The following is a 26,696-nucleotide window of genomic DNA, read 5'->3' as shown; positions in this document are numbered from 1 at the left end:
CGGTCAGTCCTGGGCGGCCAGGCCGACGGCGGGTGCGGAGGCCTTCGCGGCGCCGCCACCCACGCCCGATCCGGCGGGCGAGCGGGACGAGCGCGATGGCGCTCGCGCCCACCAGGCCGGCCAGGGCGAAGGCGGTGAAGCCCCAGCCCTGGTTGCCGTTGGACGCGAGCACCCCGACCAGCCAAGGGCCCACGACGGCGCCGGTGCGGCCCATCCCGGTGACCATCCCGAGGCCCGCGGCGCGCTCGCTGTCGCGGTAGACGGTGCTGGTGGCCGCGTAGACCATGACCTGGGCGCTGAAGAGCCAGACTCCGGTGACCACGACGACGGCATAGGTGACGCCGAGCGGCAGTTGGGCCTTGAGGAGGAGGGCGCCCGCGGCGGTGAGGACGAACCAGATCGCGGAGACGCGGACCGCGCCGAACCGTGCGGAAGGTGTGCGGAGCGCGGGGAGGAGGTGGAGGTCAATGTGTGTCCGTGAATCACGAGCGGCTCGTTCGCCTGGTGAAGATTGCTTCACTGGCAGGTGGCATGAGTGTCGGGGTGGGACGTACGGGTGTCAATGAGTTCGGGGCACAGGTTCGGGCGGTGCCGATTACGGTGGTCCCGTGACCGAGTTGTGGAAGCCGACCGCCCCCGGAGTGCTGCGTCTGCCCTCCGGACGCGTGGTGCGGGGGCGCGGCCTCCGGCACCCTCTGCCGCCGGGCCCCGCCCCCGAGTTCGCCGTCCATCTGCTCGGCAGGCGCCCGCCGCAGACGGACTGGGAGTCGCGCTGGCTGCGCTGGCCGGACTTCCGGCTTCCGGCCGACCCCGCGGAAGCCCGGGACGTCCTCACCGAGGCGTTGTCCCGGGCCGGGCAGGAGCGCGTGGAACTGGCATGCGGGGGCGGCATCGGCAGGACCGGTACGGCGCTCGCCTGCCTCGCGGTGCTCGACGGCGTCCCGGCCGACCGGGCGGTGGAGTTCGTCCGCGACGGCTACCAACCCCGTGCGGTCGAGACGCCTTGGCAGAAGCGATACGTACGCCGGTTCTCCGCCCCGGACTGAGGCCTATGGAGCCACGGGCGACTGGGCGCGCAGGGCCGAGGCGTAGGTCTCGTCGGGGTCGAGCCTGCGCAGCTCCTCCGCGATCAACTCGGCCGTCGTGCGTACCTTCAGGGCGAGGACGCGGCTCGGCTGGCCGGGAATCGCCAGCTTGGCGATCGGGCCTTCCGGGCGGTCGATCACGATCTCTCCGTCGGGGGTGCCGAGGCGCACGGCGGTGACGACCGGGCCGTCGCTGACGACCCGTTCGACCGGCACCCGCAGCCGGTCCTCGAACCAGCGGGCCAGCAGTTCGGCGCTCGGGTTGTCTGGTTCGCTCTCCACAGCGGCCGAGACGACGGTCGCCCGCGCCTGGTCCAGTGCGGCGGCCAGCATCGAACGCCAGGGCGTGAGCCGGGTCCAGGCGAGGTCCGTGTCCCCGGGGGCGTAGGAGGCCGCGCGGACCGCGAGTGCGGCGAGGGGGTCCTCGACGGCGTACGCGTCGGTGATCCGGCGCTGGGCGAGCCGGCCGAGCGGATCCGTCGAGGGTACGTCGGGGGCCTCGGCCGGCCACCAGACGACGACGGGCGCGTCCGGAAGCAGCAGGGGCAGTACCACCGAGTCGGCGCGGGCGCCGAGTTCACCGTGCAGACGCAGCAGGACGGTCTCACCCGAGCCCGCGTCGCTGCCGACGCGGACCTCCGCGTCGAGGCGCGTCTCGTGACGCCCCCGGGGCGAGCGCACGTGGCGCTTGATGACGACGAGCGTGCGGGAGGGGTGCTCGCGGGAGGCCTCGTTGGCGGCCTTCAGCGCATCGTAGGCGTTCTCCTCGTCCGTGACGATCACGAGCGTGAGCACCATGCCGACGGCAGGTGTGCCGACGGCCCTGCGGCCCTCGACGATCGCCTTGTTGATCTTGCTGGAGGTGGTGTCCGTGAGATCGATCTTCATGCCCGGCGCCCGTCCTTCTGTCGCGTGCGATCGCTGTAACCGTAAGCGCTCTACGGCCCGTAGATCTTCCCGAGGACCCGCGCGGGCGAGGGATCACTCGCCCGCGCCGTGCGGCCGTGACGCGGGCACCGTCCGGCCGCCGGAAGGCCGCCTACAGGCTGAGGGCGTCCTCGGCGTTGTTCACCCAGGCCGTGACCGAGTTCCTGGCGGGCGAGACGTACAGACTGGGCGTCGACGCCGTCAGGGGCGTCTGTTCCAGGTCGGACTCGGTGTTCATGGTCATCGCGATCGAGTGGACGGTCCTTCCCGTGCCGTCGTTCGTACCACCCATCAGGCCGGCGTAGGCGGACTGCCCCGGCTCGAGCCTGATCGCGTCCTCGATGCCGGGGGCCGCGCCCCGCTCGGTCGCCTGTCCGTCCAGGTCGCCGAAGGTCACGACCGGATGTCCCAAAACCTTGCATGCCTTGGCGCTCTTGTTGGTGATCTTCAGCAGGTAGCTGCTCGTCGTGGACTCCGCCAGGTTCGCGGCGAACGTCACGTCGAAGGTGCTGCAGGGAAACACGGCGTGGTCGGGGTCGGCTGACGAGCCGTCACTCCCGCCGGAGGGCTTCTTGCCGGGAGACGTCGGCGGGGTGGTGGGCTTCGGCGGGGTCGTCGGCTTCGTCGGGCTCGTGGTCGGCTTCCCGGCCCCGCCCGCCGCATCGTCCCCGGTCGGGCCGCAGGCGGTCAGGGCGAGGGCGGACATGGTGACGGCGGCAAGGACGGCGGCGGCTCTGCATACGGTGCTCATGGTCTGGGTCCCCCGGTGAGTGGCGAGTGCGCTGGACTGACCACCAGAGTCCCGCCGCACCTTCACAGCTTGGTGACGGGGCCTTCCCGGGTTCACCACGGCCGTCGGCGTGTCGCACCTCCGGCGTCCCGCCATGACGACTCATCGGCGGTCAGGCCGCAGCGGCATGCGAGGGCCGGCCTGCGGAGCCGTGGGCAGGCCGGGCGCCACGGGTTCGCGCAGCGTGCGCAGAAGCAGCCAGCCGAGGGCCGGCAGGGCGATCAGGGGTGCGAGGGCGGTCTGCAGTGACGTGGCGTCGGCGACGGCTCCGACAAGCGGGCTTGCCAGGCCGCCGATGCTGACGGTCAGGCCCAGCGTGACGCCCCCGGCGGTGCCGACGCGCCGGGGAAGGTAGTCCTGACCGAGCGTCACATGCAGCGAGAACGGCACGTACAGACCGGCCGAGGTGAGCGCCACGAAGACATAGAGGAGCGGGCCTGGGACCAGGACGACGCCGGCCACGGCGAGGACGGTCAGGGCGTACGACCACCGCACGACCGTGACACGCCGGTGGCGGGTGGCCAGCCTGCCTCCGGCGACCGTGCCGACCGCGCCCCCGAGATAGAGCACGAACAGGGCGGCCGTGCCCGAGACTTCGCCGCCGCCGGTGCGCTGGCGCGCGTACAGCGAGAGGAACGTGCTCAGGCCGACGAAGACGATCGACCGGCAGACGACGGCACCGGACAGTCGGGCGAAGGACGCCCAGTCGTCCCTGCCCGCGGTCTCACTCGCGCCGAGAGCCGCGTCGGACACTCCCGGCGCGGCCGGCGCTTCGACGGCACGTAGCGCTGCCGCGCACAGGGCCGCGCCCGCGAGGGCGGGGACGACCAGCAGCGGCGTGGCGCCCAGGCCACCGGTGGCGATGACGGCGGCGACCAGCAACGGTGCGGTGGCGAAGCCCAGGTTGCCGCCGAGCGAGAACCAGCCCATCGCCGTATGGCTGCCACGGCTCGCGTGACGCGCCACGCGGGCGGCCTCGGGGTGGTACGCGGCGACGCCGATGCCGGACACGGCGACGACACACAGGGTCACGGCGTACGAGCCGCCGACGCCGCTCATCGCGACACCGGCTCCGCCGAGCAGCGCGCTCACGGGAAGCAGCCACGGCATGGCCCACTTGTCGGTGAGCGCCCCGAACAGCGGCTGAACCACCGACGACAGCAGTGAGGCCGCCAGCACCAGACCGGAGGCGGCGGCATAGGTGTACGCCCGCTCGGAGACGAAGAACGGCACCAGGGCGGCCACCGCTCCCTGGTAGACGTCCACGCAGGCGTGTCCCAGGGACATGAGCGTGAGGGGTCTGTTGCGCGGGGCCGTCCGTTTCTTCGACACCGTCCGATCGTGGCAACACGGTCGCATGTCGCGCTTTCGATAAGCTGCCCAGTTGTGTCGAATATCCGCCGGCCCGATTCCGTCCGCCATACGCCGCAGGCCCCGACCCGCGCCCAGGTCCTGGCCGCCGGGGACCGTATCGACGCGCACCGCCACGACGACCACCAGATCGTCTACGCGGGGTCGGGTGTCCTGGCCGTCACGACCGACGCCGGCACCTGGTTCGCCCCGGGCACGCGCGCCATCTGGGTCCCGGCGGGAACAGTCCACTCGCACAGGGCCCACGGCCACCTGGACCTGCACCTCATCGGCCTGCCCGCCGACGACAACCCACCTGGTCTGGACGCCCCCACCGTCCTCGCCGTCAGCCCGCTCCTGCGCGAGCTGATCCTCGCCTATACGCGCACCCCCGACGACACCGGTCCCGAACGCCACCGGCTCCTCGGCGTGCTACGGGACCAGCTGCGGGCCTCACCCCAGCAGCCCCTGCGGTTGCCCGCCCCGGCCGATCCCCGGCTCGCGGCCGTCTGCGCGATCCTGCGCGAGGACCCGGCCGACCCCCGGCCCCTGGCCGAACTCGGCGCCGCGACCGGAGCGGGCGAACGCACACTCAGCCGGCTCTTCCGCGCCGAACTCGGCATGACCTTCCCTCAGTGGCGCACCCAGGCACGCCTCTACCACGCCCTGCGCATGTTGGCCGACGACATGCCCGTCACCACGGTGGCGCACCGCTGCGGCTGGTCGTCCGCCAGTGCGTTCATCGAGGTGTTCCGGCGCGCGTTCGGATACACCCCGGGCACGCACCGTCAGCGCAGGAAGGCCGCCGTGGTGCCGACGAACCGCTCGGGGTCGTCGACCCAGGGGTAGTGGCCGGCCCCGGCCTGCACGACGAGTGAGGCGTCGGGGAAGAGTCCGGCGAACTCGGCGGTCGACGCGGGCGGGCTGTTGAGGTCGAACTCCCCGGCGAGCAGCAGGACGGGGGCATGGAACGCGGCCAGTGCCGCACGGGTGGCCGGCGGGTCGAAGGCCCCTTCGGCGCCGAAGCCCGCGACGGCCTCCGCGTTGTCCGGCCGGCTCGCCGCGTGGTGCTCCCGCGCCGCCGCGTCCCAACGTCCCCAGAAGAAGGGGGCGATGGCCTCCCAGTCGCTGCCGGTGCCCTCGGTGATCGCCTCCAGCGCGGCGTAGGCCGCCGGGAACCACGGCTCGTCGCTGCGCCGTCGTGCCCCCTCGCGCCGCATCTCGCCGGTGATCGCGATGCCGACGGCCGCCGTGCCGGGGGTGATCAGGGCGAGCCTGCCGACGCGCTCCGGATACCGGGCCGCGTACCGCACCGCGAGGTTCGCGCCGCCGGAGTGGCCGAGCAGATCCATCCGCGGCTGCCCGAGGTGCTCGCGCAGGGCCTCGACGTCGTCGACGAGGCGGTCGCAGCGATAGGAGGAGGCGTCCTCGGGGACCGCCGACCGGCCGGTCCCGCGCGGGTCCGGGAGGATCAGGCGGCGGTGGGCGGAGAGTCCGCCGAGGTCACCGAGGTAGCGGGAGTCCATGGGGCCTCCGGGGAGGCAGACGACGGGGTCGCCCGCTCCCTCCGTGCGGTACGCGAGGCGGGTTCCGTCAGACGCGGTGAATTCGGACGCGGTGAAGGAGGGCATGGCCTGGATCCTGCCACTCATAACCGAGTTGTACAACCGGGTTATGTCGCGTGTCCCAGGGTGTATAACCGAGTCATGACAGGCGCGGACGACACACTGACCGAAGAACAGGCGGAGCGGATGCTCGCCGCGATGAACGAGGTCATCCGCGCGGGCGAGGAGATGCGGCAGCTGCGCGCCGAGATGATCCAGCTGTTCGCGAGCCTCGGCTGGACGCAGGACCGGATCGCCCGGATCGCCGACATGAGCCAGCCGGCGGTGTCCAAACAGGTGGCGAAGCACAAGCCGGCCGATCCACCGCAGGCACCCATGGAGCTCTCCCTCGATCAGCGCGACATCCCGTGGCTCGAAGGACGGTTGTGGGGTCTCGCCGAGGAGATCGCCGAGAGCTGCGCCGGCACGGCGCGCTGTGCGCGCCACGTCGAGGCGATCGCCCGTGGGAAGAAGCGCTTCACGCCGCGGGACGTCGACGAGCTGCGGCGCCTGGTCGAGGAGGACCTGCTACGGCACCGGAAGCGGCTGCCCACCGCCTTCCGGGACGCGTACGACGTGATCAGCCGGGGTCTCGACGTCCCCGCGAAGGTCACCCCGACCGGGTCTCCCTCGGCGCGGCGCACCCTCGCCCACCGCATCCAGCGCGACCGTCTCGGGGACGCCTCCCGGGCCTGAGCTCGGCACCCCCCGTCACCCCGCGTTTCGCGGCGCGCGCAGCCACACCGTGGTGTCGGACGGCAGGCGGCCCGCCGCGTCGAGCGGGGCGCTGGCGAGGAGCAGCGTCTCGTACGGCGGGAGAGCGACGGGGGTGGCGGAGAGATTGGCCAGGCAGAGCAGGCCGCCCGTCCGCGCGAAGGCGAGGACCCCTTCATCGGCGGGCAGCCAGGTCAGAGGGCCGTCGCCGAAGCCCTCCTCCGACCTGCGCAGAGCCAGGGCCGTCCGGTACAGCGCGAGCATCGACTCCGGGTCGGCGCGCTGCCGGTCGACGGCGTAGCGGGCCCAGTCCTCGGGCTGGGGAAGCCACGGCTCGGCGGGGGCCCCGAAGCCGAAGTGCGGGGCATCCGCGGCCCAGGGCAGCGGGACGCGGCAGCCGTCGCGTCCGGGGTCGGTGCCTCCGGAGCGGAAGTGCATCGGGTCCTGGATCCTCGCCCGTGGGATGTCGGCCTCGGGCAGCCCCAGTTCCTCGCCCTGGTACACGTACACCGAACCGGGCAGGGCGAGCGTCAGCAGGGCGGCCGCGCGGGCCCGGCGGGTGCCGAGGGCGAGGTCGGTCGGGGTCCCGAACGCCTTCGTCGTGAAGTCGAAGGCGGTGTCCGTACGCCCGTACCGGGTCACGGTCCGCGTCACGTCGTGGTTGCAGAGGACCCAGGTGGCGGGGGCTCCGACGGGGGCGTGCTCGGCCAGGGTGTCGTCGATGGTGCGGCGCAGCCGGGCCGGATCCCAGGGGCAGGCGAGGAAGTTGAAGTTGAAGGCGGTGTGCAGCTCGTCGGGGCGCAGGTAGCGGGCGAAGCGTTCGGCGTCCGGGAGCCAGACCTCGCCGACGAAGACGGCTCCGTACGCGTCGGCGACCGCCCGCCAGGAGCGGTAGATGTCGTGGAGGTCGTCCTGGTCGATGTACGGGTGGGGGTCCACGCCCTCCTCGAAGTCGGCGAGGGCGGGGTCCTTGGCGAGCAGGGCCGCGGAGTCGATGCGGACGCCGGCGACGCCGCGGGAGAACCAGAAGCGGAGCACGTCCTCGTGCTCCCGGCGCACCTGCGGATGGGCCCAGTTGAGGTCGGGCTGCTCGGGGGTGAACAGATGGAGGTACCACTCGCCGTCGGGGACGCGGGTCCAGGTGGGGCCGGAGAACTGGGAGGGCCAGTTGTTGGGCGGGAGTTCGCCGTGGGCGCCGCGGCCCGGCCGGAAGTGGAAGCGCTCGCGCTCCGCGCTGCCGGGCCCGGCGTCCAGCGCGGCGCGGAACCAGGCGTGCTGGTCGGAGACGTGGTTGGGGACGATGTCGACGATGACCCGGATGCCGAGCCCGGAGGCCTCCGCGATCAGCTTCTCGGCCTCGGCGAGGGTGCCGAAGGCGGGGTCGACGGTGCGGTAGTCGGCGACGTCGTACCCGCCGTCGACCAGGGGTGAGACGTACCAGGGGGTGAACCACACGGCGTCGACGCCGAGTTCGGCGAGATAGGGCAGTCGCGCCCGGACACCGGCGAGGTCACCGGTCCCGTCTCCGTCGCCGTCGGCGAAGCTGCGGGGGTACACCTGGTAGATGACGGCGTCGCGCCACCAGTCGTGAGGGGCTGCCACGTGACGGTCCTTTCGGGCAGGGGGATCTACAGCGCCGGAGGGGCGGGGGCTCGACGTGGTCAGCCCTTGAGCCCGCCGGCGGTGAGACCGCTCATGATGTTGCGCTGGAAGACCAGGAAGACGATCAGGGTCGGCAGGGAGGCGATCGTGAGCGCGGCGATGAGGACGTTCACCGGGACGCCGTTGGACAGCGAGTAGATGCCGACGTTGAGGGTCTGCTTCGCGGGGTCGGGCAGCGTGAGCATCGGCCAGAGGAAGTCCTTCCAGACCCCCACGACGGCGAAGATCGACACGACGCCCAGGATCGGCCGGGAGATGGGCAGCACGATCGACCGGAGGACCCGCGTCGGGGAGGCGCCGTCCATCGATGCGGCGTCGAGCAGCTCCTTCGGGATCGAGTCGAAGAATCGCTTCAGCAGGAAGATGTTGAAGGCGTTGGTGACGGAAGGCAGCCAGATCGCCCAGGGCGTGTTCAGCAGGTTCCGTTCGACGACCGGTACGTCGAGCACCGTCAGGTACTGGGGCACGACCAGGACGGTCGCCGGGATCATCAGCGTCGCGAGCATCATGCCGAGGATCGCCTTGCCGAGCACCGGGCGGAGCCTGGAGAGCGAGTAGGCGGCCGCCACGTCGAGGACGAGCTGGAAGGCGAGGGCGCCGAACGCGTAGTACAGCGTGTTGAACAGCAGCGTGGAGAGGTCCATGACGTCCCAGGCGCGGGAGTAGTTCTCCGGCGCGAAGGATCCGGGGACAAGGGTCGGGGGCGTGCGGACGACTTCCTGGGTGTCCTTGAAGCCGCTGGACACCATCCAGTACAGCGGCCCGAGGAACACCAGGGTGACCCCTCCGAGGACCACGGCGAGGGTCGCCCGGTACAGCACCCTGCCTCGGCGGGTCGCGCGCTGGGCGGGCGAGATGAGCGTACGTGTGGACATGGCGGGCCTCCGGCTCCTACTCGTCGTCGGCGCGGCTGAGCTTCACGTACGCCGCCGAGAATCCGGCGAGGAGTACGAGCAGGAGGAGGCCGAGCGCCGCCGCGGCACCGTAGTCGTTGAAGTTGAAGGCGTACTGGTAGATCAGGTGGACGACCGTGGTGGTGGAGCCCTCGGGGCCGGTACCTCCGGTCAGCAGGAACGGCTCCACGAAGACCTGCATGGTCGCGATGATCTGCATGAGCAGCATCAGCGAGAGGATGAGCCGGGTCTGCGGGACGGTGACGTGCCGGATCTTGCGGAGCAGGCCGGCGCCGTCGAGCTCGGCCGCCTCGTAGAGCTCGCCGGGGATGCCCTGGAGCGCGGCGAGGTAGATCAGGGTCGCGCCGCCCATGTTCATCCATGTCGAGGCGATGACGACGGCGAGCATGGCGGTGTCCGGGTCCTGGAGCCACTGCTGCTCGGGCAGATGGAGGAAGCGGAACAACTCGTTGAGGAGCCCGTATCCGGGGTCGTAGAGGTACTTGAAGAGCAGCACGGCGGCGACCGGCGGCAGCATCACGGGCAGGTAGACGAGCAGGCGGAGGTACCCCTGGCCGTGCCGGAACTCGTTGATGACGATCGCGACGGCGAACGGCACCACGAAGCCGAGGAGCAGGGCGAGGGCGGTGAACAGGAGCGTGTTGCGCCAGGCCTGCCAGAAGGCCGGGTCGTTGGCGACGGTGACGAGGTTGTCCAGGCCGACCCAGCTGGTCCGTCCGTCCTCGGTCTTCTGGAAGGCGAGGAGGAACTCCCTGACCATCGGATACCAGGAGAACACGGCGAAGCAGAGGACCGCGCCGATGAGGAAGCCATGGGCGGTGAGGTTGCGTCGCAGGCTCCTGGCGAACTGACCGCCGGACGGCACGGGGCGGGCGTGGAGCCCGCCCCTTCCGATCGCGGTCACTGGTTGGCCAGGACCTGGTTGACCTGTGCCTCGGCCGTGGCGAGCAGCTTGTCGATGTCGGCGTCCTTGTTGGTGAGGATGCCGGACATCACGTTGTCCAGGACCTTGTAGACCTCCTGGGCCTTCGGCGGCTCCGCCTTGCCGGGAACGGGGTTGTCCATGAAGGACTTGAAGTTGGCGACCGGCATGGTGGCGTTCTGCATGCGGGCGGCGTCGTCCTTGCTCTTGGAGTCGCCCAGCCAGAAGTTGGGCTGGGGGACGCCGACCGGGAGGTTGTCCGCCTTGGTGCGAGGCCAGTTGAACTGGCCCTTGCCGACGGAGAGGTTCTTGAAGTTCAGCCAGGCGATCGCGGCCTTGATCTGGTCGCCGGAGATCCCCTTCTTGATCATGTAGTTGTTGCCGCCCGCGAGGGTGTTCTTCTCGCCTGGTATCGGACCCATGCCGAAGTTCTCGTACTTCGCGCCGAGTTGCTGGACCATGTACGCGATGTCGTCGGGCGCGGCGAGGAACATGCCGAGCTTGTCGGTCGCGATCTGCTTCTGCAGGTCGCCCCACTGGAGGAGCTGGGTCTTGCCCATGCTGTCGTCCTCCCAGCGCATGGCGTGGAGGTTCTTCGCGACCTGCTTGCCGAGCTCGTTGTTGAACGCGGCCTTCCTTCCGCTCGCGTCGACGACGTCACCGCCCACGCTGTACATCTGCGTGGTGAAGTGCCAGCCGCCGGTGTTGCCCGCGCTGTACTCGCCGAAGCCCGCGATGCCGTTGCCGAGCCCGGCGATCTTCTTGGCGGCCGCGCGGACCTCCTCCCAGGTGCGCGGCGGGGCGTCGGGGTCGAGGCCCGCCTGCTGGAACAGCTTGCGGTTGACGAGCAGGCCCATCGTGTAGTTGCTGGTGGGCAGGCCGTAGAGCTTGCCCTCGTGCTTGAGGGAGCCGAGGACGTCGGGGTCGATGTCCTTCAGAAGCGGCACACTCGTGTCGTTCACGTACGCCGTGATGTCCGCCGCGCCGTCGTTGTCGAGCACCTGCGGCAGGTCGGTGAAGTAGGTGTAGAAGACGTCCGGTTGCGACTTCGCCTTGAGCATCGCCGTGAAGCGCGGGGGCTCCAGGCACTGGCCGGCGGTGGAGCGGCCCTGGATGGTGACGTTGGGGTACGTCTTGTTGAACTCGGCGACGTCCTCCTTCCACTCCTTGAGCTCGGCCGCCTTCGCCGTCGGCGGCATGCAGTCGATGGTGATCGTCACCTTGGCCTTCGGGTCCAGCGGGGCGGCCGGGTCGGAGGACCCCGCCCCTTCGGATCCACCGCTTCCGTTGTCGCTGCTGCTCGTGCCGCAGGCGGCGAGCGCGGTGAGCGTGAGGGTCGAGGCGAGGGCGACCGCGCAGGCGCGGCGGGTACGGCGGAACCGAGCACTTCTCATGGGTGGTCCCCTTCGGGCATGAACGTGGAGGTCGCCCCTGCGCCGACGGCTTGCGGGGCGCGGCACACTCAACCACCACCGACAAGTGAACGCAATATCTCGCGCAGATTCCGTAAATCACTGACAGCATGGCGCAGTTGGGTGGAGATCACGGCGCACGAACGAGGCCGGCACACCCCGTCCGAACGGGTGCGCCGGCCTCCCTGCTTCCTACCGGTGCCGCCGGACCGTCATCCGGTCGCCCCGTGGATGACGAACGGCGATCCGGGCTCGACCAGGACGTCGCCCTCCGCCGATCCGGTGATGGTCACGTTCGTGAGCGTCGCGCTCCCCCGCGCCCCTCCCTGGGCGAGGATTCCGGAGCCGTTGACGGACCCGTCGATGCGGACGTCCCTGATCTGCACGCCCGGCAAGGCCCCGCCACCGCCCTTGAACTGGATGCCGTCGTACGTCGAGTCGTGGATCTCGGTGTCGCGGATCGTGACGCCCGGGATGTCCTGGGCCGCCGCGAACAGGGTGATGGCTCCGAACTCCTGCGCCTCTCCCCAGAAGGCACCACCGGTGCGGTGGAGCGCGTTGTTGGCGATCAGCGTCTGACCGGAGAAGGGCAGCGGGTCATGGTCGGTCGCCAACATGATCCCCGGGTAGTTCATGGTGTCGGAGATGATGTTGTTCTCGATGGTGTTTCCGTAGCCGCCGTAGACGGCGATGCCGTTGGCCCGCCAGGGCAACTGGATCACGTTGTTGCGGAAGTGGTTGTCGTGGCCGATGTCCACCGCCGGGTCCTTGACGTAACGGCTGGCCCAGACGGCCAGCGCGTCGTCACCGGTGTTCCGGAAGGACGAGTTCGAGACGGTCGAATTACGGGTGCCGTTGGCGAAGTTGATGCCGTCGGCATAGGTGTTGCGGATGCGCATCCCGGTGAACTCCAGGCCGTCGCCGGGCCCCCACAGCTCGGGGATGTTCGAGTAGTCGCGACCGGCCCAGACACCGACGTTCGCGTGCTCGATCCACACGTTGCTGATCCGGGTGCCCTGGCCGAACCGCCCGTTGAGCCCCACACCGCCCTCGGCGTTCCCGTCGCCGCCCCGGATCGTGCCGGATCCGAAGATCGCGATGTCGGAGATCTGCGTGTTGTGGTCGATGTCGAAGCCGAAGTTGCCCTCGTGCGGATGGTTGATGCCGCCCGCCTGGTGCGGCGGGGTGAGGGTGTACAGCTGGGAGTGCCACATGCCCGCGCCGCGGATGGTGACGTCGCGGATGCCCACCTGGTTGAACTCGCCGCGGTTCAGGGGATCGTCGGTGAGGATCTTCTGCTCCTGCCGCCACTGACCCGCCGGGATCCAGACGCAGCCGATCTCGCCCTTCTGGTCCGCCGTGACGGCGCGCTGGAGGGCGTCCGTGTCGTCGATGCCGTCGTTGGGCACGGCTCCGTAGGCGGTGATCGAGGTGCATCCGGCCGGCTGGGCCGCGGGCGGGGCCACCTGCTCCAGGTCGATCAGATCCAGGACGTAGAAGGCCGCCGTGTCACCGGCGTCCCGCTGGAGCCGGAAGGTGGTGCCCACCGGGTACGTCCGCGGCAGCAGTGCGTGGGACTCGTCGAAGAGGCGGCGGGCGTCCGCCTGGGGGGAGTTCGTCAGCCCTTCGGGGCTGTCGGTGGTGCCGTACAGCCAGCTGTGCTTGGAGGACAGGGTCAGCTTCCGCTCGAAGGTGCCGTCGATGTAGAGGCTGATCGTGGCCTCGCGGCCGCCTCCTCCGGTCGCGTCCGGGATCGAGTTCCGTACGACGAGGGAGTTGGCGGCGTTGGCCGAGGTGAACTCCACGTACTGGCCGGTGGAGTCGAGCCGCACCGACTGCCGTCCCGAGGACTCCGAGGCGAAGTCGGTGTGGCCGAAGGTGCGCTTCCGATCGGCGGTCAGGAGGGTGCCCTGGTATCGGCCGCTCTCCGCCTCGTACTCGGTGTACGGGACGGCGGCGCCGCGGCCGACGACGATCGAGCGCGCGAAGACGTTGTTGTTCTCGTCGGTCTCGGCGACCGTGCCCGTGGCGTCGGCCGTCGCGGTCAACGTGGCCGCCCCGCTCGTGGCCGTCCACCTGCCCGCGATGGCGACGGTGGCCGTCTGCCCCGCGGCGATCGCGCCCGTGGCACCGTCGAGTGTGGTGCCCCCGACGGCCAGGCGGGTGACCGTGCCGGCCGCGACGCCGGTGGTCCCGCGGTTCTGCACGGTCACGGTGAAGCCGACGGACGCGCCGGCCGCGGGGGCCGCCGGGTCGGCGGTGATGCCCGTGACCCGCAGGTCCGGGCCCGGGCTCTGGCCGACGACCAGCTTCGTCGACGCGGTCCTGCTGTTGTTGCTGTCGTCCTGCTCGACGACGGCGCCGGTCGGGTCGACGACCGCCGCGACGGTGTACGTGCCCATCGGGCGCTTGCCCACGGCGACCGGGACGGTCGCGGAGGCCCCGGCCGCGAGCGCGGACACGGGGGCCGAGCCGGCCACGGCGCCTTCGAGGCTGACGTTCACCGTGGTGGCGGGGGACGGCGCGGTCCCGGCGTTGCGCACGGTGGCGTTCACCGTCACCGCGTCCGTCTCGGACGGAGCGGACGGCGCCCAGGTCAGATCGGTGAGGGTGAGGTCCGGGTTCGGCGCCGCGGCGCCCACGACCTGGAGTTCGGCGACCTGGCCTCCGGGGGCGCCGGTGTTGGAGAAGAGGGTGAGCCGGATGTCCGCGTGGCGGCCGGTCACGGGGATGGTGACGGTGTTCTGCCCGGCCGAGGGAGTGAAGGCGTAGTCGGCGCGTTCCTTGAGCACGGTGAAGCCGGAGGCCGATTGTTCACGCCCGAGCACTTGGAGTGCCTGGGTGCGCGGGCCCCAGATCTGCGCGGGGTTCAGTTTCACCACGACGGCGGTGAGATCGGCGTTGGCGCCGAGCTTCACCGTCAGACTCGACGGGAATCCAGCCGACTCCCAGTAGGTGGCGACGTCGTCGTCGTTGGCGTTGGCCGCGACGTAGTTCTGCGTCGTCGAGGTCGCCTCGACGGGCTTGCCGCGTGCCAGGTTCGTGCCGTCGGCCGGCGGATCGACCGGGCCCTGGCCTCCTTCCCCGTACACCTCCAGTTCGGACAACTGAGCTGCGTTCCAGCCGGAGTTGGCGCTCACCTGGACCCGCACGTAGCGGACCGTCGCGGCGGCGACGTCGATGGTCACCGTGTTCGCCAGGCTCGGCTCGAAGGTACGGGCGGCCGCACCGGCGAGGGCGCTGAAGGCGCCGCCGTCGCCGCTGCCGAGCAGGCTGAGCGTCTGGACGCGCCCCTCCCAGGTGGTGGGGAGCTTCAACGTGACCCGGTCGACGCGGGTGGCGCCGCCCAGATCGACCTGGACCCATTGCGGGAACGAGCCCGCGGGGCCTTCCCAGTAGGACTGTTGACTGCCGTCGGTGACATGGCCGGCCGGGTAGGCGCCGTGGGCGCCACCGGCCGTCGCGGTCCTGCCGAGAGCCAGGTTGGGCCCTTCCGCCGCTCGGGCGGCGGCGACGGGCAGCAGCCCGACGCACATCAGGCCCGCCATCACCGCACCGGCGATGAGTCGGCGGACGTGGTGTTTCCCTCTCATGATGGCCTCTTGTTCCGTGATCCGAAGCTCGGACGATGACAAGAACGCTCGCCAGGTACCTGACATCTTTCTGGCGAGAAGGAGGCGCCACAGACCCCAATCTTTTGAGTAACTCGGTCGATTCTTTGCAGCGCCAAGCCGACAGGTTTCTACCGGGTCATCACTTTGTCAACGGCCGTGACAGCGGGCGGAAGCGCGTGGGCCGGTAGGTGGGCGCAGCGGAACGGCCCGGCAGCCCGCGCGAAGCGGGAGCCGGGCCGGGACTCGTGCGGCTGCCGGGATCCGGCGGCGTTATTCGACGGGCGCCTGGGCGGTCGAGCCGCGGACCACCAGCTCGGGCTCGAAGAGCAGCTCGCCCGGGTGGGTGTGGGTGCCCTGGATCTGGGCGCAGAGGAGCTCGACCGCGGCCCGCCCCATCGCCTCGATGGGCTGCCGGACGGTGGACAGCGGCGGTTCGGTGCAGTTCATGAACGCGGAGTCGTCGAATCCGACGACCGAGACGTCCGCGGGGACCATCAGCCCCCGTCGGCGGGCGGCCCTGATCGCGCCGAGCGCCAGCGGGTCGCTCGCGCACACGATCCCGGTCACCCCCCGCTCCAGGAGGCGCGCGGCCGCCGCCTGGCCGCCTTCGAGGGAGAACATGGTCCGCTCGACGAACTTCTCCGGCAGCTCCCCGCCCGCGGCCTTCGCAGCGAGCCGGGCGGCCTCCAGCTTGCGGCGCGAGGGCACATGGTCGCCGGGGCCGAGGACCAGGCCGATCCGCTCGTGTCCGAGCGAGGCGAGATGGCGCCAGGCCTGTTCGACGGCGACGGCGTCGTCACAGGAGACGCAGGGGAAGTCCAGCCCCTCGATGGGGGCGTTGATGAGGACGACCGGGACGTTCCGCTCGGCGAGCTGCCGGTAGTGGTCGTGCGGCGCGTCGGCCTGGGCGAACAGACCGCCGGCGAAGACCATCCCGGAGACCTGCTGTTGCAGCAGGAGCTCCACGTAGTCGGCCTCCGACACACCGCCCTTCGTCTGCGTGCACAGCACGGGGGTCAGCCCCTGCTGTGCCAGCGCTCCGCCGATCGCCTCGGCGAAGGCCGGGAAGATCGGGTTCTGCAGCTCCGGCAGCACGAGACCCACCAGACGCGCCCGCTCGCCCCGCAGTTGGGTGGGCCGCTCGTAGCCGAGGACGTCCAGCGCCGTCAGGACGGACTGCCGAGTCGCCTCGGAGACACCGGGCTTGCCGTTGAGGACACGGCTGACCGTGGCCTCGCTGACCCCCACCTTCTTGGCCACCTGAGCAAGTCGTCGCGTCATGCACGCAAGACTAGCGCAAGCACCGCAAGCCAATTGCGTCCTCGTCGCACGGAGAATTGCCGACGGCGACGATTCCCGCCGATCTTGCATGCCGTGGCCCGGAGGGACGTAACCTCGCCAGGCGTGTGATCAGCGCGCGCTGCCGTACCCCCTCCGGAAAGGCCGTCCCATGCCCGTGATCGCCCTCCTGTCCCCCGAGCCGAGCCCGGGTCGCGCCGCCCTGGAAGGCATCGCCGCCGCGGTCGCCACCGATCTCGGCCTGCCGGAGGGCCACTGCCGGGTGACCTGGCAGCAGGTCGGCCCCGATGCCGCGACAGGCCCGCGGCCGGAGTGGCAGGGCGACGGTCCGCACTCCCCCATGGGCTATGTCAGCTGCGAGGAGTCCTGTGCGCCGGACGTCGTCGAGCGGCTGCCGCGGTCGCTGCGCGACGAGTTGGGCCGCCTCCTGGGCATTCCCGGTGACGACGTGCCGCTCTCCGTGCACCGGGCCGACGCGGGCGATGTGCTGGTCGACGGCGCGCTCGGGGCCGCACCCTTCGAGGTCGTCTCCCTGCCGGTGGGGCGGGTCGTCGGCGGCCGTGGTGAGGTCTACGACGACGCCTGGGGCGAGGTGTCCGCCGTCATCCGCCTGGACGGGAGCCGGTTCACCCCCGACGCGCTCGCCGGCCTCGACGCCTTCTCGCACATCGAGGTCGTGTACCACTTCGACCGTGTCCCACCCCGGAAGATCGAGACCGGCGCTCGCCACCCGCGGGGCAACACCGACTGGCCTCTGGTCGGCATCTTCGCCCAGCGCGGCAAGAACCGTCCCAACCGGCTCGGCGTCTCGCGCTGCCGACTGGTCAAGACCGACGGACTCGACATCCATGTGACGGGCCTCGACGCGGTCGACGGGACGCCCGTCCTCGACATCAAGCCCTACATGGCCGAGTTCGGCCCGATCGGCGACGTGACCCAGCCCGCGTGGACCAGGGAGATCATGCGCCGGTACTACTGAGGGCGGCGGCCGGAAGCGTGGGCGCGGGCTCCGCGTAGAGTGGGCGCGGGCGCGGCGTGATCACGAGGAGTACGAGTGACCGCTGTGAGTCTTGAACACGCCACGGTCCCCGCCGACACCGGCGAGGTGACCCTGCTGATAGCCCGCCGGGTGGAGCCTGGATACGAAGCCGCCTTCGAGAAGTGGGCCCAGGGCATCCTCGCCAGTGCGGCCACCTTTCCCGGCCATCTCGGCTACGGGCTCTTCCGCTCCTCGGGAGGCGACGCCCCCTGGTTCCTCGTCCATCGCTTCCGCGACGCGGAGGCCTGCCGGGAGTGGCAGGAGTCACCGGAGCGGGCGGCGTGGTTCGCGGACTGCGAGGGGCACCATCACACCGAGATAGCCCGGCGCCGGCTGACCGGTATGGAGACGTGGTTCGCCAAACCGGGCTCGACGCGGCCGGCGCCGCCGCGATGGAAGATGGCGATCAGCGCGACCCTGGCGATCTACCCGATCTCCGTCCTCGGCGGCTACTTCCTCGTGCCCCGTCTGACCGCGCTGCCGCTCCTCCTCAGCAGCGCGGTCATGGCATGCGTGTTCAACGTCCTGATGACGTACGTGGCGATGCCGGCCGTGAGCCGGATCCTGCGCGGCTGGCTCGGCCGCTAGGGCACTGCCCGCGCTCGAAGTAGGCGACCAGTTCCGGGTCGAGGGACGGGACCTCGCGGGGTGTACCGCCGTCGCGCAGCGACTCGGTGGCGCGGACGCCCGCCGCGACGGCCATGCGCGCGGCGACCGGCGAGGTGTCGGTGCGGCCGCCGTCGCGGACGAAGCGCAGGAACTCGTCGATGAGCAGGGGGTCGGCGCCGCCGTGGCCGGCGTTGTCCTCGGCGTCCGGCACGGGATGGGTGGCGTCGGCGTCCGGACGGAAGGTCGAGCGGCGGGAGTTCCACACCTTCACCACTCCCCCGGGTCCGTCGCCGAAGTTCTCCAGGCGGCCCGCGTCGCCGATGACGGTGTAGTTGCGCCAGTAGTCGGGGGTGAAGTGGCACTGCTGGTACGCCGCCAGCACCCCGTTGTCGAGACGCATGTTGACCATCGACACGTCCTCGACGTCGATCACCGGGTTGAGGGCGCGCTGGGTGTGCGGGGGCCAGTGGCCGTCGGCCGTGTACCAGTCGTCGGCCTTGGGCTCGCCGGGCGCGCGCCGGTGGGGATTGTCGCCGTAGACCATGAGGTCGCCCAGGGCCTGGACCCGGCGCGTCCAGCCGCCCGCGAGCCAGTGCAGGACGTCGATGTCGTGCGCGGCCTTCTGCAGCAACAGTCCGGTCGTGTAGCGGCGTTCGGCGTGCCAGTCCTTGAAGTACCAGTCGCCTCCGTAGCCCACGAAGTGCCGTACCCATACGGTCTTGACCTCGCCGATCTCGCCGCGCGCGATGATGTCGCGCATCAGTCGGACGACCGGCATGTGGCGCATGTTGTGGCCGACGTACAGCCGTGTCCCGGTCTCGTACGCGGTCCGCAGGATCTCGTCGCAGCGCTCGATGCCGATGTCGAGGGGCTTCTCGACGAAGACGGGTTTGCCGGCCTTCAGGGCTTCGCAGGCGATGTCGGCGTGGGTGTGGTCGGGGGTGAGGACGAGGATCGCGTCGATGTCAGGGTCGGCGATCACCTCCCGGTGGTCATCGGTCACCCGTGCGTCGGGGAAGGCGAGCGCCCCCTCCGTCCGCGCCGCGGCGTCGTGGTCCGCGAGCGCGGTGACACGGGAGCCCGCGCCCGGCCGGTGTGCGGTGCGGGCGAGGGTGCCGCGCAGTCCGTAGCCGAGGACGCCGAGACGCAGATCGGAGGGGGTGGTCATGGGAGCCGCCTTCCTGTGGAGAGGTGTTACGGGTGGATCAGGACGTGGGCCAGGGCGACGCGTCCGGTGCCGCTGAGCTTGATCCTCACGTACCTGGCCTCTCTGTCGGTGTCGAGAACGGTGGGTCGGAGCGCCTTGCCGGTGACGTGGAGCGTCGTGGCGTCGGAGAAGTCCGCCGTGGTGGCCAGTTGCACGTCGAAGTCGGCCGTGGTCATGGAGGTGTTGTTCCAGACCTCGATCTGTCCGATGTGACGCGTGTCGCCGAGGTCCAGCTGCCACCAGGCGCCCGGTTCGGCGAGGGTACGGGTGTCGGTGGTGGTGTCGCCGTCGGTGGCGAGGGCGGCGGCCGCCGTGCCGTCGGTGGAGGACTGGGTGGCCGTGCCCGCGCGGGCCAGGTCGGGGCGGAGCTGTTCGACATGGCCCCGACCGGCGGCGCCCGCGGCCGCGGCGACGTGGAGCGCCTCGTCGGGCAGGCGGTCGAGCCCGGTGCGGTTGTCGGTCATGGTCGAGCCGGTGCCCGTGAGTGCGGGCGCGGCGGTGTCGGTCCAGTTGCCGGTGGCGTGGTTGTCGATGCCGTAGTCGGCCCAGTTGGAGACCCACTTGTAGCCGATGCGGGTGATCACGTTGCGGGTGACGGTGATGTGGCTGGACTGTTCGTCGAGGTAGATGCCGTTGCCGTCGCGCTCGGTGTTCCCGTAGGCGCTGCGGTTGATGTAGTTGCCGGAGATCACGGTGCCGGGCTGGGCGCCCTGGGTGTAGATCGCGCCGCCGTCGTGCTGGTCGTACGCGACCCGCATGACGTTCGTGATGCGGTTGTTCGTGATCCGGTTGTCGCGCAGCACCGACTGCCGGGCCTCGGGCTGGTTCCAGCCCCAGCCGACGGAGATGCCGGAGTACGGCAGGTCGTCGAGGGTGTTGTGGTCGATGACGGTCTCGGCCTCGTAGCCCGCCCAGATGCCGACGGCGTCGGTGTACTCCACTCCCGCACGGCGGACGGTGTTGTACGACACCGTGTTGCGAGCCCCCACGAGTTCGGCGGCCGGCATGGGTTCCGTGTCACCGATGTAGGCGGCTCCGGAGGACAGGTCGGTGAACCGGGACCGGGTGAGTATCGAGTCCTGGGTGCCCTGTTCGAAGACCACGCCGGCGCCGCCGAGACGGGTGAACACCCCACGGTCGACGACCACGTTCCGACCGCCCCGGACGGTGAGCGCGGCGGCCGGCTTGGTGTAGTGGCGGCCCGCGTGGTCGGTGGGCCCGGTGGCCCCCGTCAGGGTGAGACCCGCCTGCGTCCCCGCGTACCCCTCATCCGTGGAGGGCTGCCGGTAGGCGGCGTACGCGAACCCGATGCCCGTGACGCGGACGTCGTGCGTGCCGTCGAGGACGAGCAGGTTCTCGGTGACCGGGGTGACGGCCTCGGCCCGGCGCATGTCCTCGCCCGGGCGCGGCTGGTACGTGACCGTCCGCCCGGCCGAGTCCCAGACGAACTCCCCGGGCTGGTCGAGCAGTTCGGGGGCGTTCTCGAAGTACGAGACCTTGGTGTAGCGGGTGGAGTCGACGGTGGTCGTGTCCCAGGCGGGCCCGGTGCGGTCGGTGCCGGAGGCCGAGTTGGTCCAGCAGGGCTGCGCGAACGTCATCGCGTCGCCGCTGACGGAGGCGATCCGGCAGTGGTAGTTGCGCCACCGGACCCGGATGACGGCCTCCGCGTCGGTGGGCCGCGCCCAGTCCGCGATGCCGGTGGCCCGCGCGCCGGTCATCCCGGTCTTCGTGGCATCGCACACGGAAGCGGCGCAGGAGTCGCCGCGCGCCCGGACGGCCCGTTCACCGTCGACGAAGAGCTGGCGCGGGGTGACGCCGTCGGGGACCTTCACCGTCCAGGTGCCGTCCGCGTTCGCGGACCAGCCGGTGAGTGCCCTGCCGCCGGACAGCACGGGATCGGCCCCGGGGGCGGCTGTCCAGGTGACGGTGTGTCCGTCACGTCCGGAGTCGGCGGCCCCGAGCTGCAGGGGCTTGCTCAAGGTGTAGGTCCCGTCCGCGAGTTCGACGCGTACGTCCCGCCCGTGCACGGCGCGGGCGGCGTCGCGGGCGCCGTCGAGGGAGCAGGGCCGGCCGGGGCTGCAGGTCGAGCCCGACCCGTCGGGGGCGGCGTGCAGGGTGCGGGGGCCCGCCCCGGCCTGAGCGACCGGGGCGGCGGAGAGGAGGGCGGCTGTCGTGGCGAGTGCCAGGACCAGCCGGGTGCCGTTCATGGTCGACATCAGCTCCAGTCCGGGTGGCCGGGCATGGCCGGGTTGTCCTGGCCGAAGAGCCAGTCCTCCAGGAAGGGCCGCAGCGTGGGGTCGTGCGTCACGCGCACGGCGTTGTCGATGAAGTCCTGGGAGTCGGCGTTGGCATGCCGGTGCTTGACCAGCCAGGACTTCATGATCGCGTCGAACTCGTCCTGGCCGACCCGCTGGTTCAGCGCGTACAGGACGACCGCCGCACCGTCGTAGATGTTGAACCCGCCGAGGGCCGTGGGCAGTCCGGGCGGACCGTCGGTCTTGCGCACGGCGTCGAGCTTGCCGTACGCCATGCGCATCTTGTCCTCCATGGAGGCGGTGCCCTGCTGGTCGGCCCAGAGCGCGGCGTAGTAGACGGCGGGCCCCTCGTTCAGCCAGGCGCTCTGCCAGGTGCGGGGCGTGACCGAGTCGCCGAACCACTGGTGGGTCAGCTCGTGGATCATGACGTTCGTGTACGTCGTCGAGGTGGCGGCGTTCTTGAACCAGCCGGGCCCGAACAGCGACAGGGTCTGGTTCTCCAGGGCGTCGGCGTACCCGTCGCGGACGATCTGCATCCCGTAGGTGTCGAAGGGGTAGCGGACGCCGAGGGTCTGCTCCAGCCAGGCGATCTGGCCGCCGGTCTGCTCGACGATCGGCCGGTAGGCGGCGACCTGGTCCTCGGGGACGTAGTGGCGCAGCCGCACACCGTGCGGTCCGCTCCCGGTCAGCAGGGTCTGCTTCGCCACGGAGATGCCGAGGAGCTCGGAGGCCATGGGGGCGTCGAGGCGGAAGTCGAAGGTGGTCTTCCCGTCGCCGGCCGGGCGGGTGCCGGTCGCCGTGCCGTTGGCGGCGGGCGTCCAGCCGTCGGGCGCGGTGAGGTGGAAGGTCCAGCTCGCCTTGTCCATCGGGGTGTCGTTGACGGGGGCGAAGGTGTCGGCGCGGGACGACTGCGCAGCCGAGACGAAGCCGCCGTCGCTCGTGTAGCGCCAGCCGGGTGCACCGATCGGCTTGGTCTTGCCGTTGCCGTGGTAGGTGACCGTGACGTCGAAGGGGCGGCGGTCGCGCAGGCCGCCGGCCGGGGTGACGGTGAGTTCCTGGCCGCTCTTGCCGAGCGAGACGGCCCAGGCGGCGTCCTCGCCGTTCACCTTCACCTCGTCGATGGCGAGGGAGTCGACATCGAGGTTGAAGGAGGAGAGGTCCTGGGTGGCCTTCGCGCGGATCTTCATGGTGCCGGTGAAGTCGTAGGTCACCGGGGTGAAGTCGAACGACAGGTCGTAGTGCCGGACGTCGTAGCCGCCGTTGCCGAGGGTCGGGAAGAGCGGGTCGCCGACGCCGTCGGAGCCGGGCTTCGGGTCGAAGCCGTGGGCGTGGGCCGGTGCACCGAGCAGCGGCAGGGCGATCGCCGCGGCGGCGACGGCGCTGCCCGCCCTGGTGAGGATCGCACGTCTCATGGTGGTCACTTCTTCCCCTTCTGCGAGGCCTGCTCGAATTCGGCGCGGCACGTGTCGCCGCCCGCGCCGCGCCACTTGCGCACCACGGCGTCGTACGAGGAGATCGGCTTGCGGCCCGCGATGATGTCCTTGATGCCGTCCCGGTGGATGGTGTAGAGGCTGCCTTGGCCCTTGGACTCCCAGGTCGGCGAGGCGTACTCCTGCGTCGGGTCGTGCTGCATCATCGGGATCAGCCGGGTGTAGGCGTCGTGGACGTGCCGGACGGCGTCCTCGGACGCCGCGTTGAACAGCGGCGGCACCGGGGAGGCGAGCTTGTTCCACGGCACGGCGATGTCCTGGACGCCCTGCTTGGTGAGGGACGGATTGCCCTTGGCGTCGCGCTTGTGGTCGACGCCCTCGACGCCGTAGTAGATGAGGGTGTATTCGACGGAGCCGAACGGCGACGCGGCGAAGTCGGCGAGCGTGAGGATCTCCGTGACCCGCTTGTCGTCGGCTTTCCTGATGTGGGTGTTCTGCAGGGCGACGTTGTCCATCCAGGCGACCGCGTCCTTGCCGAACGGGGTCATGGGCCGCACGTCGAAGGACGGGTCGACGGCCGCCATCGCGTCGACGTAGCCGGTGCCGGGCTGGAGGAAGGCGGGCATCCCGTCGTAGACGTAAGCGGCCTTGCCGCTCTTGAACAGGTTCGTGTACTCGGCCTTCTGGGCACCGACCATCTGGACCGTGCCCGGGTAGAAGCAGCCCGCCTTGTACAGCTGGGCGGCCGTCTCGACGGCCAGTCGGTACGCGTCGGTCTCCAGCTGGTACTTCCACTTCCCCGAGGTGGCGTCCATGGACCAGAAGTACGGGGCTCCGGCGGACTCGGCGAGCAGGGTCGTGATGCCGGCGGAGAAGGCGTACTGGTTCTCCTTGGGCCGGGTCAGCTCCTTGGCCAGCTCGACGAACCGGTCCATGTCGGTGATCTGGTCAAGGCTGGTGACGCCGGCCCGCGCGAAGAGGTCGTGGCGGTAGAAGCCCGCGCCGGTGGTGCCGTAGCGGGTGATCGGGATGCCGTAGAGCTTGCCGCCGAAGATCGCCTGACGCCAGGCCTGTTCGGGGATCGCCGCGAGGTTCGGATAGTCCTTGATCGCGTCGCCCGCCAGGTGCGGTGTGAGATCGGCGCACTTGGCGCCGAGGAAGCCGGGCAGATCGTCGACGCCACCGGTCTCCGGGTACATGAAGATGTCCGGGAGGCTGTCGCTGGCCACCATGGTGGAGAACTTGGCGGGGTAGTCGTCGGCGGGCACGGCCGTGAAGTCCACCTCGGTGCCCAGCATCTCCTCGATCGCGCGCCAGGCGGCGTTCTTCTCCCGGGCGGGCGGCGGCGTGGTGAAGGTCTCCGTGGTCGCCGTGATCTTCTTGGCCCCCTTGAGCGGAATGCCCCGGGTGGCGCGCAAGGGCTTGGCCGGGTACGAGAAGTAGCCCTGCGGGACACCGGCGGCCGTGCCCGCGAGGTCGGGCTTCAGACCGATGTTGCGGACCGTGGTGCGGGGGATCAGCGAGGCGCTCTTCGCCTCCGCCTTCGCCGTGGTGCCGCCGTCGCCGCAGGCGGCGAGCAGCGGGGCCGCGGCCACACCGAGGCCGACGCCCGCACCCCAGCGGAAAAGGGTGCGCCGATTGATGAATGTGGAGCCGGACATCTGAGGTCTCCTCAGCGAAATGGCGTACGGGACAGGAAGGTTCGAGGGGGGTGGGGAGTCTGCGGTGCGGCCGGTCAGCCCTTGACGGCGCCGGTGAGGACGCCCTTGGTGAAGAACCGCTGGAGGAAGGGGTAGACGAGCAGGATCGGTACGACCGCGACGACCAGCACGGCCATCTGCACCGCCTGCTGCGGGGACGTGGCCTCTCCGACGGAGCCGTCGGCGAGGCTCTGCCCCTGGAGGACGAAGGTGCGCAGCACCATGGGCAGCGGCCACTTGTCGTTGTCGCCGAGGTAGAGCAGGGCGTTGAAGTACGCGTTCCAGTAGGCGACCGCGTAGAAGAGGCCGACCACGGCGATGACCGCCTTGGACAGTGGCAGCACGATCCTCACGAGGATCCGGAAGTCGCCGGCGCCGTCGACCTTCGCGGCGTCGTACAGCTCCTCGGGAAGGTTCATGAAGAAGGCCCGCATGACCACGAGGTTGAAGGCGCTGACCATGGTCGGCAGGACGAGGGCGGCGAAGGTGTCGTAGAGGCCCAGCTCCTTCACCAGGAGGAAGTTGGGGATGACGCCCGCGTGGAAGAGCATGGTGAACAGGGCGGTCATGAGGATGAAGCGGGAGCCGACCACCTCCCGGCGCGAGAGGCCGTACGCCATGCCGATCGTGCAGAGCAGGCTGGCGAGCGTGCCGACGAGGGTGACGCCCAGGCTGACCAGGAGGGCGCGGGTGACGACGCCGCCGGTGAAGACGGTGCGGTAGGCGTCGAGGTTGGGGTGGTCGGGCCACAGGACGAGGCCGTTGGACGTGATGATGTCGCTCTGCGAGGCGAGGCTCGTGCCGATCACGCCGAGCAGCGGGTAGGCGACCAGCGCCACGACGACGACGATGACGAGCGCTTTCCCGGCCTGCCCGAGCTTCGTCGGCTGCTCCATCCACGGCGGCCGGGCACCCGAGGGGCGCGGTTCGCGGTGGCCGGCCGGCTCGCCGGTGGGGACGGGGCGCGGGAGGGCGCCCTTGCGGCGCGATGTCTTCTCAGCGGTCAGCACCGCGGTACACCCCTTCGTGGCCGAGCCGGTGGGCGAATGTGTTGGCACCGACGACGAGGACGGTGCCGATGACGGCCTTGACGAGGCCGACGGCGGCGGCGGTGCCCCACTCGTTGTCCTGGATGCCGTGGAAGTAGACGTAGGTGTCGAGGACTTCACCGGCGTCGGGGCCGACGGCGTCGCGCTGGAGGAGGATCTGCTCGAAGCCGACGGTGAGGATGTTGCCGAGGTTGAGGATCAGCAGCAGGACGACGACCGGGGAGAGACCGGGCAGGGTGACGTGCCAGAAGCGGCGCCAGGGGCCCGCTCCGTCCATCGCGGCGGCCTCGTACAGGCCGCGGTCGATGGAGAGCAGCGCGGCGAGGATGATGATGGTGCCCCAGCCGGCGTCCTTCCACATGACCTGGAGCGCCAGCAGCCAGGGGAACGCGTCCGGGTCGGTCATCATGTCGTAGCGCGGCAGGCCGATCGCCGCCAGGAGGTCCGGCACGACGCCTGCGCCGCCGAGGATCTGCTGGAAGATCGAGACGATGATGACCCAGCCGATGAAGTGCGGCAGGTAGACGACGCTCTGCACGAAGCGGCGCAGCTTGTCGCTGACGATGCTGTTCAGGAGCAGGGCCAGCGCGATCGGCACCGGGAAGAACAGGACCAGCTGGACGACGGCGATCGTCAGGGTGTTGCCGGTGGCCGACCAGAAGTCGGGGTCGGTGAAGGCCGAGGTGAAGTTGGTGAAGCCGACCCAGACGCTGTGCATGTAGCCGAGGTACGGCTGGTAGTCCTGGAAGGCCACGACGTAGCCGAGCAGCGGTACGTAGTGGAAGACCACGAAGTACAGGAACCCCGGCAGGCACAGGAGCAGCATCACCTTGTCGCGCTGGAGCCGCTGCCGCAGCGAGAGTCGGTGAACGGCCCGCGGCGGAGGGGACGTTGTTTCGGCCATGAGCAGTCCTGTTCGGCGGGGAGGCGCCCGATCGGGCCATCAGGGTGTAGCGGGTATCTGCCGCCGGAAGGTAGTAACCGCTTAACCCTCGCGTCAATAGGGTGCGTTGAAAAGAAGCCCTTGACGCTCCAACTCCCGCGTCCCTACGGTTCCCTCATCGCAGTACACGTTTACTATCCCGGAGGCACAGTGGGAGCCCGCACACTCCGA

General features: G+C 70.6%; 22 protein-coding genes. 5 read left to right on the top strand and 17 right to left on the bottom strand.

Going from position 1 to position 26,696, the window contains the following annotated elements; translation table 11 throughout:
* The coding region (locus tag ACFVZW_RS16720) for an MFS transporter (RefSeq protein WP_384521808.1) at positions 1–520 on the bottom strand (520 nt) is incomplete at its 3' end.
* Between the two features lie 88 nt (positions 521–608).
* On the opposite strand from ACFVZW_RS16720, the gene ACFVZW_RS16715 reads away from it, so the two are divergent.
* Complete coding sequence (locus tag ACFVZW_RS16715; protein WP_384521805.1) at positions 609–1,046, top strand: protein-tyrosine phosphatase family protein; 438 nt, start codon at positions 609–611, stop codon at positions 1,044–1,046.
* 3 nt (positions 1,047–1,049) lie between these two features.
* Here ACFVZW_RS16715 and opcA read toward each other — a convergent pair whose 3' ends face one another.
* The 3 genes from opcA to ACFVZW_RS16700 all read right to left on the bottom strand — a co-directional run bounded on the left by opcA (position 1,050) and on the right by ACFVZW_RS16700 (position 4,089).
* The gene (gene opcA / locus ACFVZW_RS16710) at positions 1,050–1,973 is read right to left on the bottom strand and encodes a glucose-6-phosphate dehydrogenase assembly protein OpcA (protein WP_384521802.1); all 924 of its coding nucleotides are present in this window, start codon (positions 1,971–1,973) and stop codon (positions 1,050–1,052) included.
* Between the two features lie 151 nt (positions 1,974–2,124).
* On the bottom strand, positions 2,125–2,763 hold the full coding sequence (locus tag ACFVZW_RS16705; RefSeq protein ID WP_384521799.1) for a DUF4232 domain-containing protein: 639 nt from the start codon (positions 2,761–2,763) through the stop codon (positions 2,125–2,127).
* 141 nt (positions 2,764–2,904) lie between these two features.
* Positions 2,905–4,089 (bottom strand): MFS transporter, encoded by a 1,185-nt coding sequence (locus ACFVZW_RS16700; RefSeq protein ID WP_384521796.1) that lies wholly within the window; start codon positions 4,087–4,089, stop codon positions 2,905–2,907.
* 99 nt (positions 4,090–4,188) lie between these two features.
* On the opposite strand from ACFVZW_RS16700, the gene ACFVZW_RS16695 reads away from it, so the two are divergent.
* Positions 4,189–5,001: an AraC family transcriptional regulator gene (locus ACFVZW_RS16695; RefSeq protein ID WP_384521793.1), complete on the top strand. Its 813-nt coding sequence runs from the start codon at positions 4,189–4,191 to the stop codon at positions 4,999–5,001.
* Here the strand turns inward: ACFVZW_RS16695 and ACFVZW_RS16690 are convergent.
* Positions 4,941–5,804 (bottom strand): alpha/beta fold hydrolase, encoded by an 864-nt coding sequence (locus ACFVZW_RS16690; protein ID WP_384521790.1) that lies wholly within the window; start codon positions 5,802–5,804, stop codon positions 4,941–4,943. The two genes, ACFVZW_RS16695 and ACFVZW_RS16690, sit on opposite strands and share 61 nt — an antisense overlap.
* 54 nt (positions 5,805–5,858) lie before the next feature.
* Here ACFVZW_RS16690 and ACFVZW_RS16685 point away from each other — a divergent pair, with 54 nt between their 5' ends.
* Positions 5,859–6,452 (top strand): sigma-70 family RNA polymerase sigma factor, encoded by a 594-nt coding sequence (locus tag ACFVZW_RS16685; protein ID WP_384521787.1) that lies wholly within the window; start codon positions 5,859–5,861, stop codon positions 6,450–6,452.
* A gap of 15 nt (positions 6,453–6,467) precedes the next feature.
* On the opposite strand, the gene ACFVZW_RS16680 is transcribed toward ACFVZW_RS16685, so the two are convergent.
* The 6 genes from ACFVZW_RS16680 to ACFVZW_RS16655 form a co-directional block, all read right to left on the bottom strand.
* On the bottom strand, positions 6,468–8,072 hold the full coding sequence (locus tag ACFVZW_RS16680) for a glycoside hydrolase family 13 protein (RefSeq protein ID WP_384521784.1): 1,605 nt from the start codon (positions 8,070–8,072) through the stop codon (positions 6,468–6,470).
* Positions 8,073–8,131: 59 nt separating this feature from the next.
* The gene (locus ACFVZW_RS16675; RefSeq protein WP_384521781.1) at positions 8,132–9,007 is read right to left on the bottom strand and encodes a carbohydrate ABC transporter permease; all 876 of its coding nucleotides are present in this window, start codon (positions 9,005–9,007) and stop codon (positions 8,132–8,134) included.
* Between the two features lie 16 nt (positions 9,008–9,023).
* Complete coding sequence (locus tag ACFVZW_RS16670) at positions 9,024–9,941, bottom strand: carbohydrate ABC transporter permease (RefSeq protein WP_384521822.1); 918 nt, start codon at positions 9,939–9,941, stop codon at positions 9,024–9,026.
* Positions 9,942–9,946: 5 nt separating this feature from the next.
* A complete protein-coding gene (locus ACFVZW_RS16665) occupies positions 9,947–11,362 on the bottom strand; it encodes an ABC transporter substrate-binding protein (RefSeq protein WP_384521778.1) in 1,416 nt (471 codons plus the stop codon).
* Positions 11,363–11,592: 230 nt separating this feature from the next.
* Complete coding sequence (locus tag ACFVZW_RS16660) at positions 11,593–14,973, bottom strand: CARDB domain-containing protein (protein ID WP_384521775.1); 3,381 nt, start codon at positions 14,971–14,973, stop codon at positions 11,593–11,595.
* A gap of 291 nt (positions 14,974–15,264) precedes the next feature.
* Positions 15,265–16,275: a LacI family DNA-binding transcriptional regulator gene (locus ACFVZW_RS16655; protein ID WP_384521772.1), complete on the bottom strand. Its 1,011-nt coding sequence runs from the start codon at positions 16,273–16,275 to the stop codon at positions 15,265–15,267.
* Positions 16,276–16,825: 550 nt separating this feature from the next.
* Here ACFVZW_RS16655 and ACFVZW_RS16650 point away from each other — a divergent pair.
* Positions 16,826–17,272, top strand: a complete 447-nt coding sequence (locus ACFVZW_RS16650) for an SAM-dependent methyltransferase (RefSeq protein ID WP_384521819.1) — start codon at positions 16,826–16,828, stop codon at positions 17,270–17,272.
* A gap of 75 nt (positions 17,273–17,347) precedes the next feature.
* Entirely contained in the window at positions 17,348–17,920 is a 573-nt protein-coding gene (locus tag ACFVZW_RS16645; RefSeq protein ID WP_384521769.1) for an antibiotic biosynthesis monooxygenase, read from the top strand.
* On the opposite strand, the gene ACFVZW_RS16640 is transcribed toward ACFVZW_RS16645, so the two are convergent.
* The 6 genes from ACFVZW_RS16640 to ACFVZW_RS16615 form a co-directional block, all read right to left on the bottom strand.
* Complete coding sequence (locus ACFVZW_RS16640; RefSeq protein ID WP_384521766.1) at positions 17,850–19,109, bottom strand: Gfo/Idh/MocA family protein; 1,260 nt, start codon at positions 19,107–19,109, stop codon at positions 17,850–17,852. The genes ACFVZW_RS16645 and ACFVZW_RS16640 overlap by 71 nt on opposite strands.
* A gap of 26 nt (positions 19,110–19,135) precedes the next feature.
* The gene (locus tag ACFVZW_RS16635; protein WP_384521817.1) at positions 19,136–21,355 is read right to left on the bottom strand and encodes a right-handed parallel beta-helix repeat-containing protein; all 2,220 of its coding nucleotides are present in this window, start codon (positions 21,353–21,355) and stop codon (positions 19,136–19,138) included.
* 8 nt (positions 21,356–21,363) lie between these two features.
* On the bottom strand, positions 21,364–22,815 hold the full coding sequence (locus ACFVZW_RS16630) for a M1 family metallopeptidase (protein WP_384521764.1): 1,452 nt from the start codon (positions 22,813–22,815) through the stop codon (positions 21,364–21,366).
* A 5-nt stretch (positions 22,816–22,820) separates the two neighbouring features.
* On the bottom strand, positions 22,821–24,494 hold the full coding sequence (locus ACFVZW_RS16625; RefSeq protein ID WP_384521761.1) for an extracellular solute-binding protein: 1,674 nt from the start codon (positions 24,492–24,494) through the stop codon (positions 22,821–22,823).
* 74 nt (positions 24,495–24,568) lie between these two features.
* Entirely contained in the window at positions 24,569–25,429 is an 861-nt protein-coding gene (locus ACFVZW_RS16620) for a carbohydrate ABC transporter permease (RefSeq protein WP_384521814.1), read from the bottom strand.
* A gap of 100 nt (positions 25,430–25,529) precedes the next feature.
* The gene (locus ACFVZW_RS16615) at positions 25,530–26,486 is read right to left on the bottom strand and encodes an ABC transporter permease (protein ID WP_384521758.1); all 957 of its coding nucleotides are present in this window, start codon (positions 26,484–26,486) and stop codon (positions 25,530–25,532) included.
* Positions 26,487–26,696: the final 210 nt, after the last annotated feature.

Origin of the sequence: Streptomyces sp. NPDC059567 (assembly GCF_042735655.1) — a bacterium.
GTDB lineage: Bacteria > Actinomycetota > Actinomycetes > Streptomycetales > Streptomycetaceae > Streptomyces.
Note: the sequence above shows the minus strand (reverse complement) of the source record. Positions and strands in the feature narration are given on the sequence as shown.

What these genes read in the sequence shown, in the direction of transcription:
- opcA (WP_384521802.1), bottom strand. Translation starts at nt 1,973, where the DNA reads ATGAAGATCGATCTCACGGACACCACCTCCAGCAAGATCAACAAGGCG.
- ACFVZW_RS16705 (WP_384521799.1), bottom strand. Translation starts at nt 2,763, where the DNA reads ATGAGCACCGTATGCAGAGCCGCCGCCGTCCTTGCCGCCGTCACCATG.
- ACFVZW_RS16700 (WP_384521796.1), bottom strand. Translation starts at nt 4,089, where the DNA reads ATGTCCCTGGGACACGCCTGCGTGGACGTCTACCAGGGAGCGGTGGCC.
- ACFVZW_RS16690 (WP_384521790.1), bottom strand. Translation starts at nt 5,804, where the DNA reads ATGAGTGGCAGGATCCAGGCCATGCCCTCCTTCACCGCGTCCGAATTC.
- ACFVZW_RS16685 (WP_384521787.1), top strand. Translation starts at nt 5,859, where the DNA reads ATGACAGGCGCGGACGACACACTGACCGAAGAACAGGCGGAGCGGATG.
- ACFVZW_RS16675 (WP_384521781.1), bottom strand. Translation starts at nt 9,007, where the DNA reads ATGTCCACACGTACGCTCATCTCGCCCGCCCAGCGCGCGACCCGCCGA.
- ACFVZW_RS16665 (WP_384521778.1), bottom strand. Translation starts at nt 11,362, where the DNA reads ATGAGAAGTGCTCGGTTCCGCCGTACCCGCCGCGCCTGCGCGGTCGCC.
- ACFVZW_RS16660 (WP_384521775.1), bottom strand. Translation starts at nt 14,973, where the DNA reads ATGAGAGGGAAACACCACGTCCGCCGACTCATCGCCGGTGCGGTGATG.
- ACFVZW_RS16655 (WP_384521772.1), bottom strand. Translation starts at nt 16,275, where the DNA reads ATGACGCGACGACTTGCTCAGGTGGCCAAGAAGGTGGGGGTCAGCGAG.
- ACFVZW_RS16640 (WP_384521766.1), bottom strand. Translation starts at nt 19,109, where the DNA reads ATGACCACCCCCTCCGATCTGCGTCTCGGCGTCCTCGGCTACGGACTG.
- ACFVZW_RS16635 (WP_384521817.1), bottom strand. Translation starts at nt 21,355, where the DNA reads ATGAACGGCACCCGGCTGGTCCTGGCACTCGCCACGACAGCCGCCCTC.
- ACFVZW_RS16630 (WP_384521764.1), bottom strand. Translation starts at nt 22,815, where the DNA reads ATGAGACGTGCGATCCTCACCAGGGCGGGCAGCGCCGTCGCCGCCGCG.
- ACFVZW_RS16625 (WP_384521761.1), bottom strand. Translation starts at nt 24,494, where the DNA reads ATGTCCGGCTCCACATTCATCAATCGGCGCACCCTTTTCCGCTGGGGT.
- ACFVZW_RS16620 (WP_384521814.1), bottom strand. Translation starts at nt 25,429, where the DNA reads ATGGAGCAGCCGACGAAGCTCGGGCAGGCCGGGAAAGCGCTCGTCATC.
- ACFVZW_RS16615 (WP_384521758.1), bottom strand. Translation starts at nt 26,486, where the DNA reads ATGGCCGAAACAACGTCCCCTCCGCCGCGGGCCGTTCACCGACTCTCG.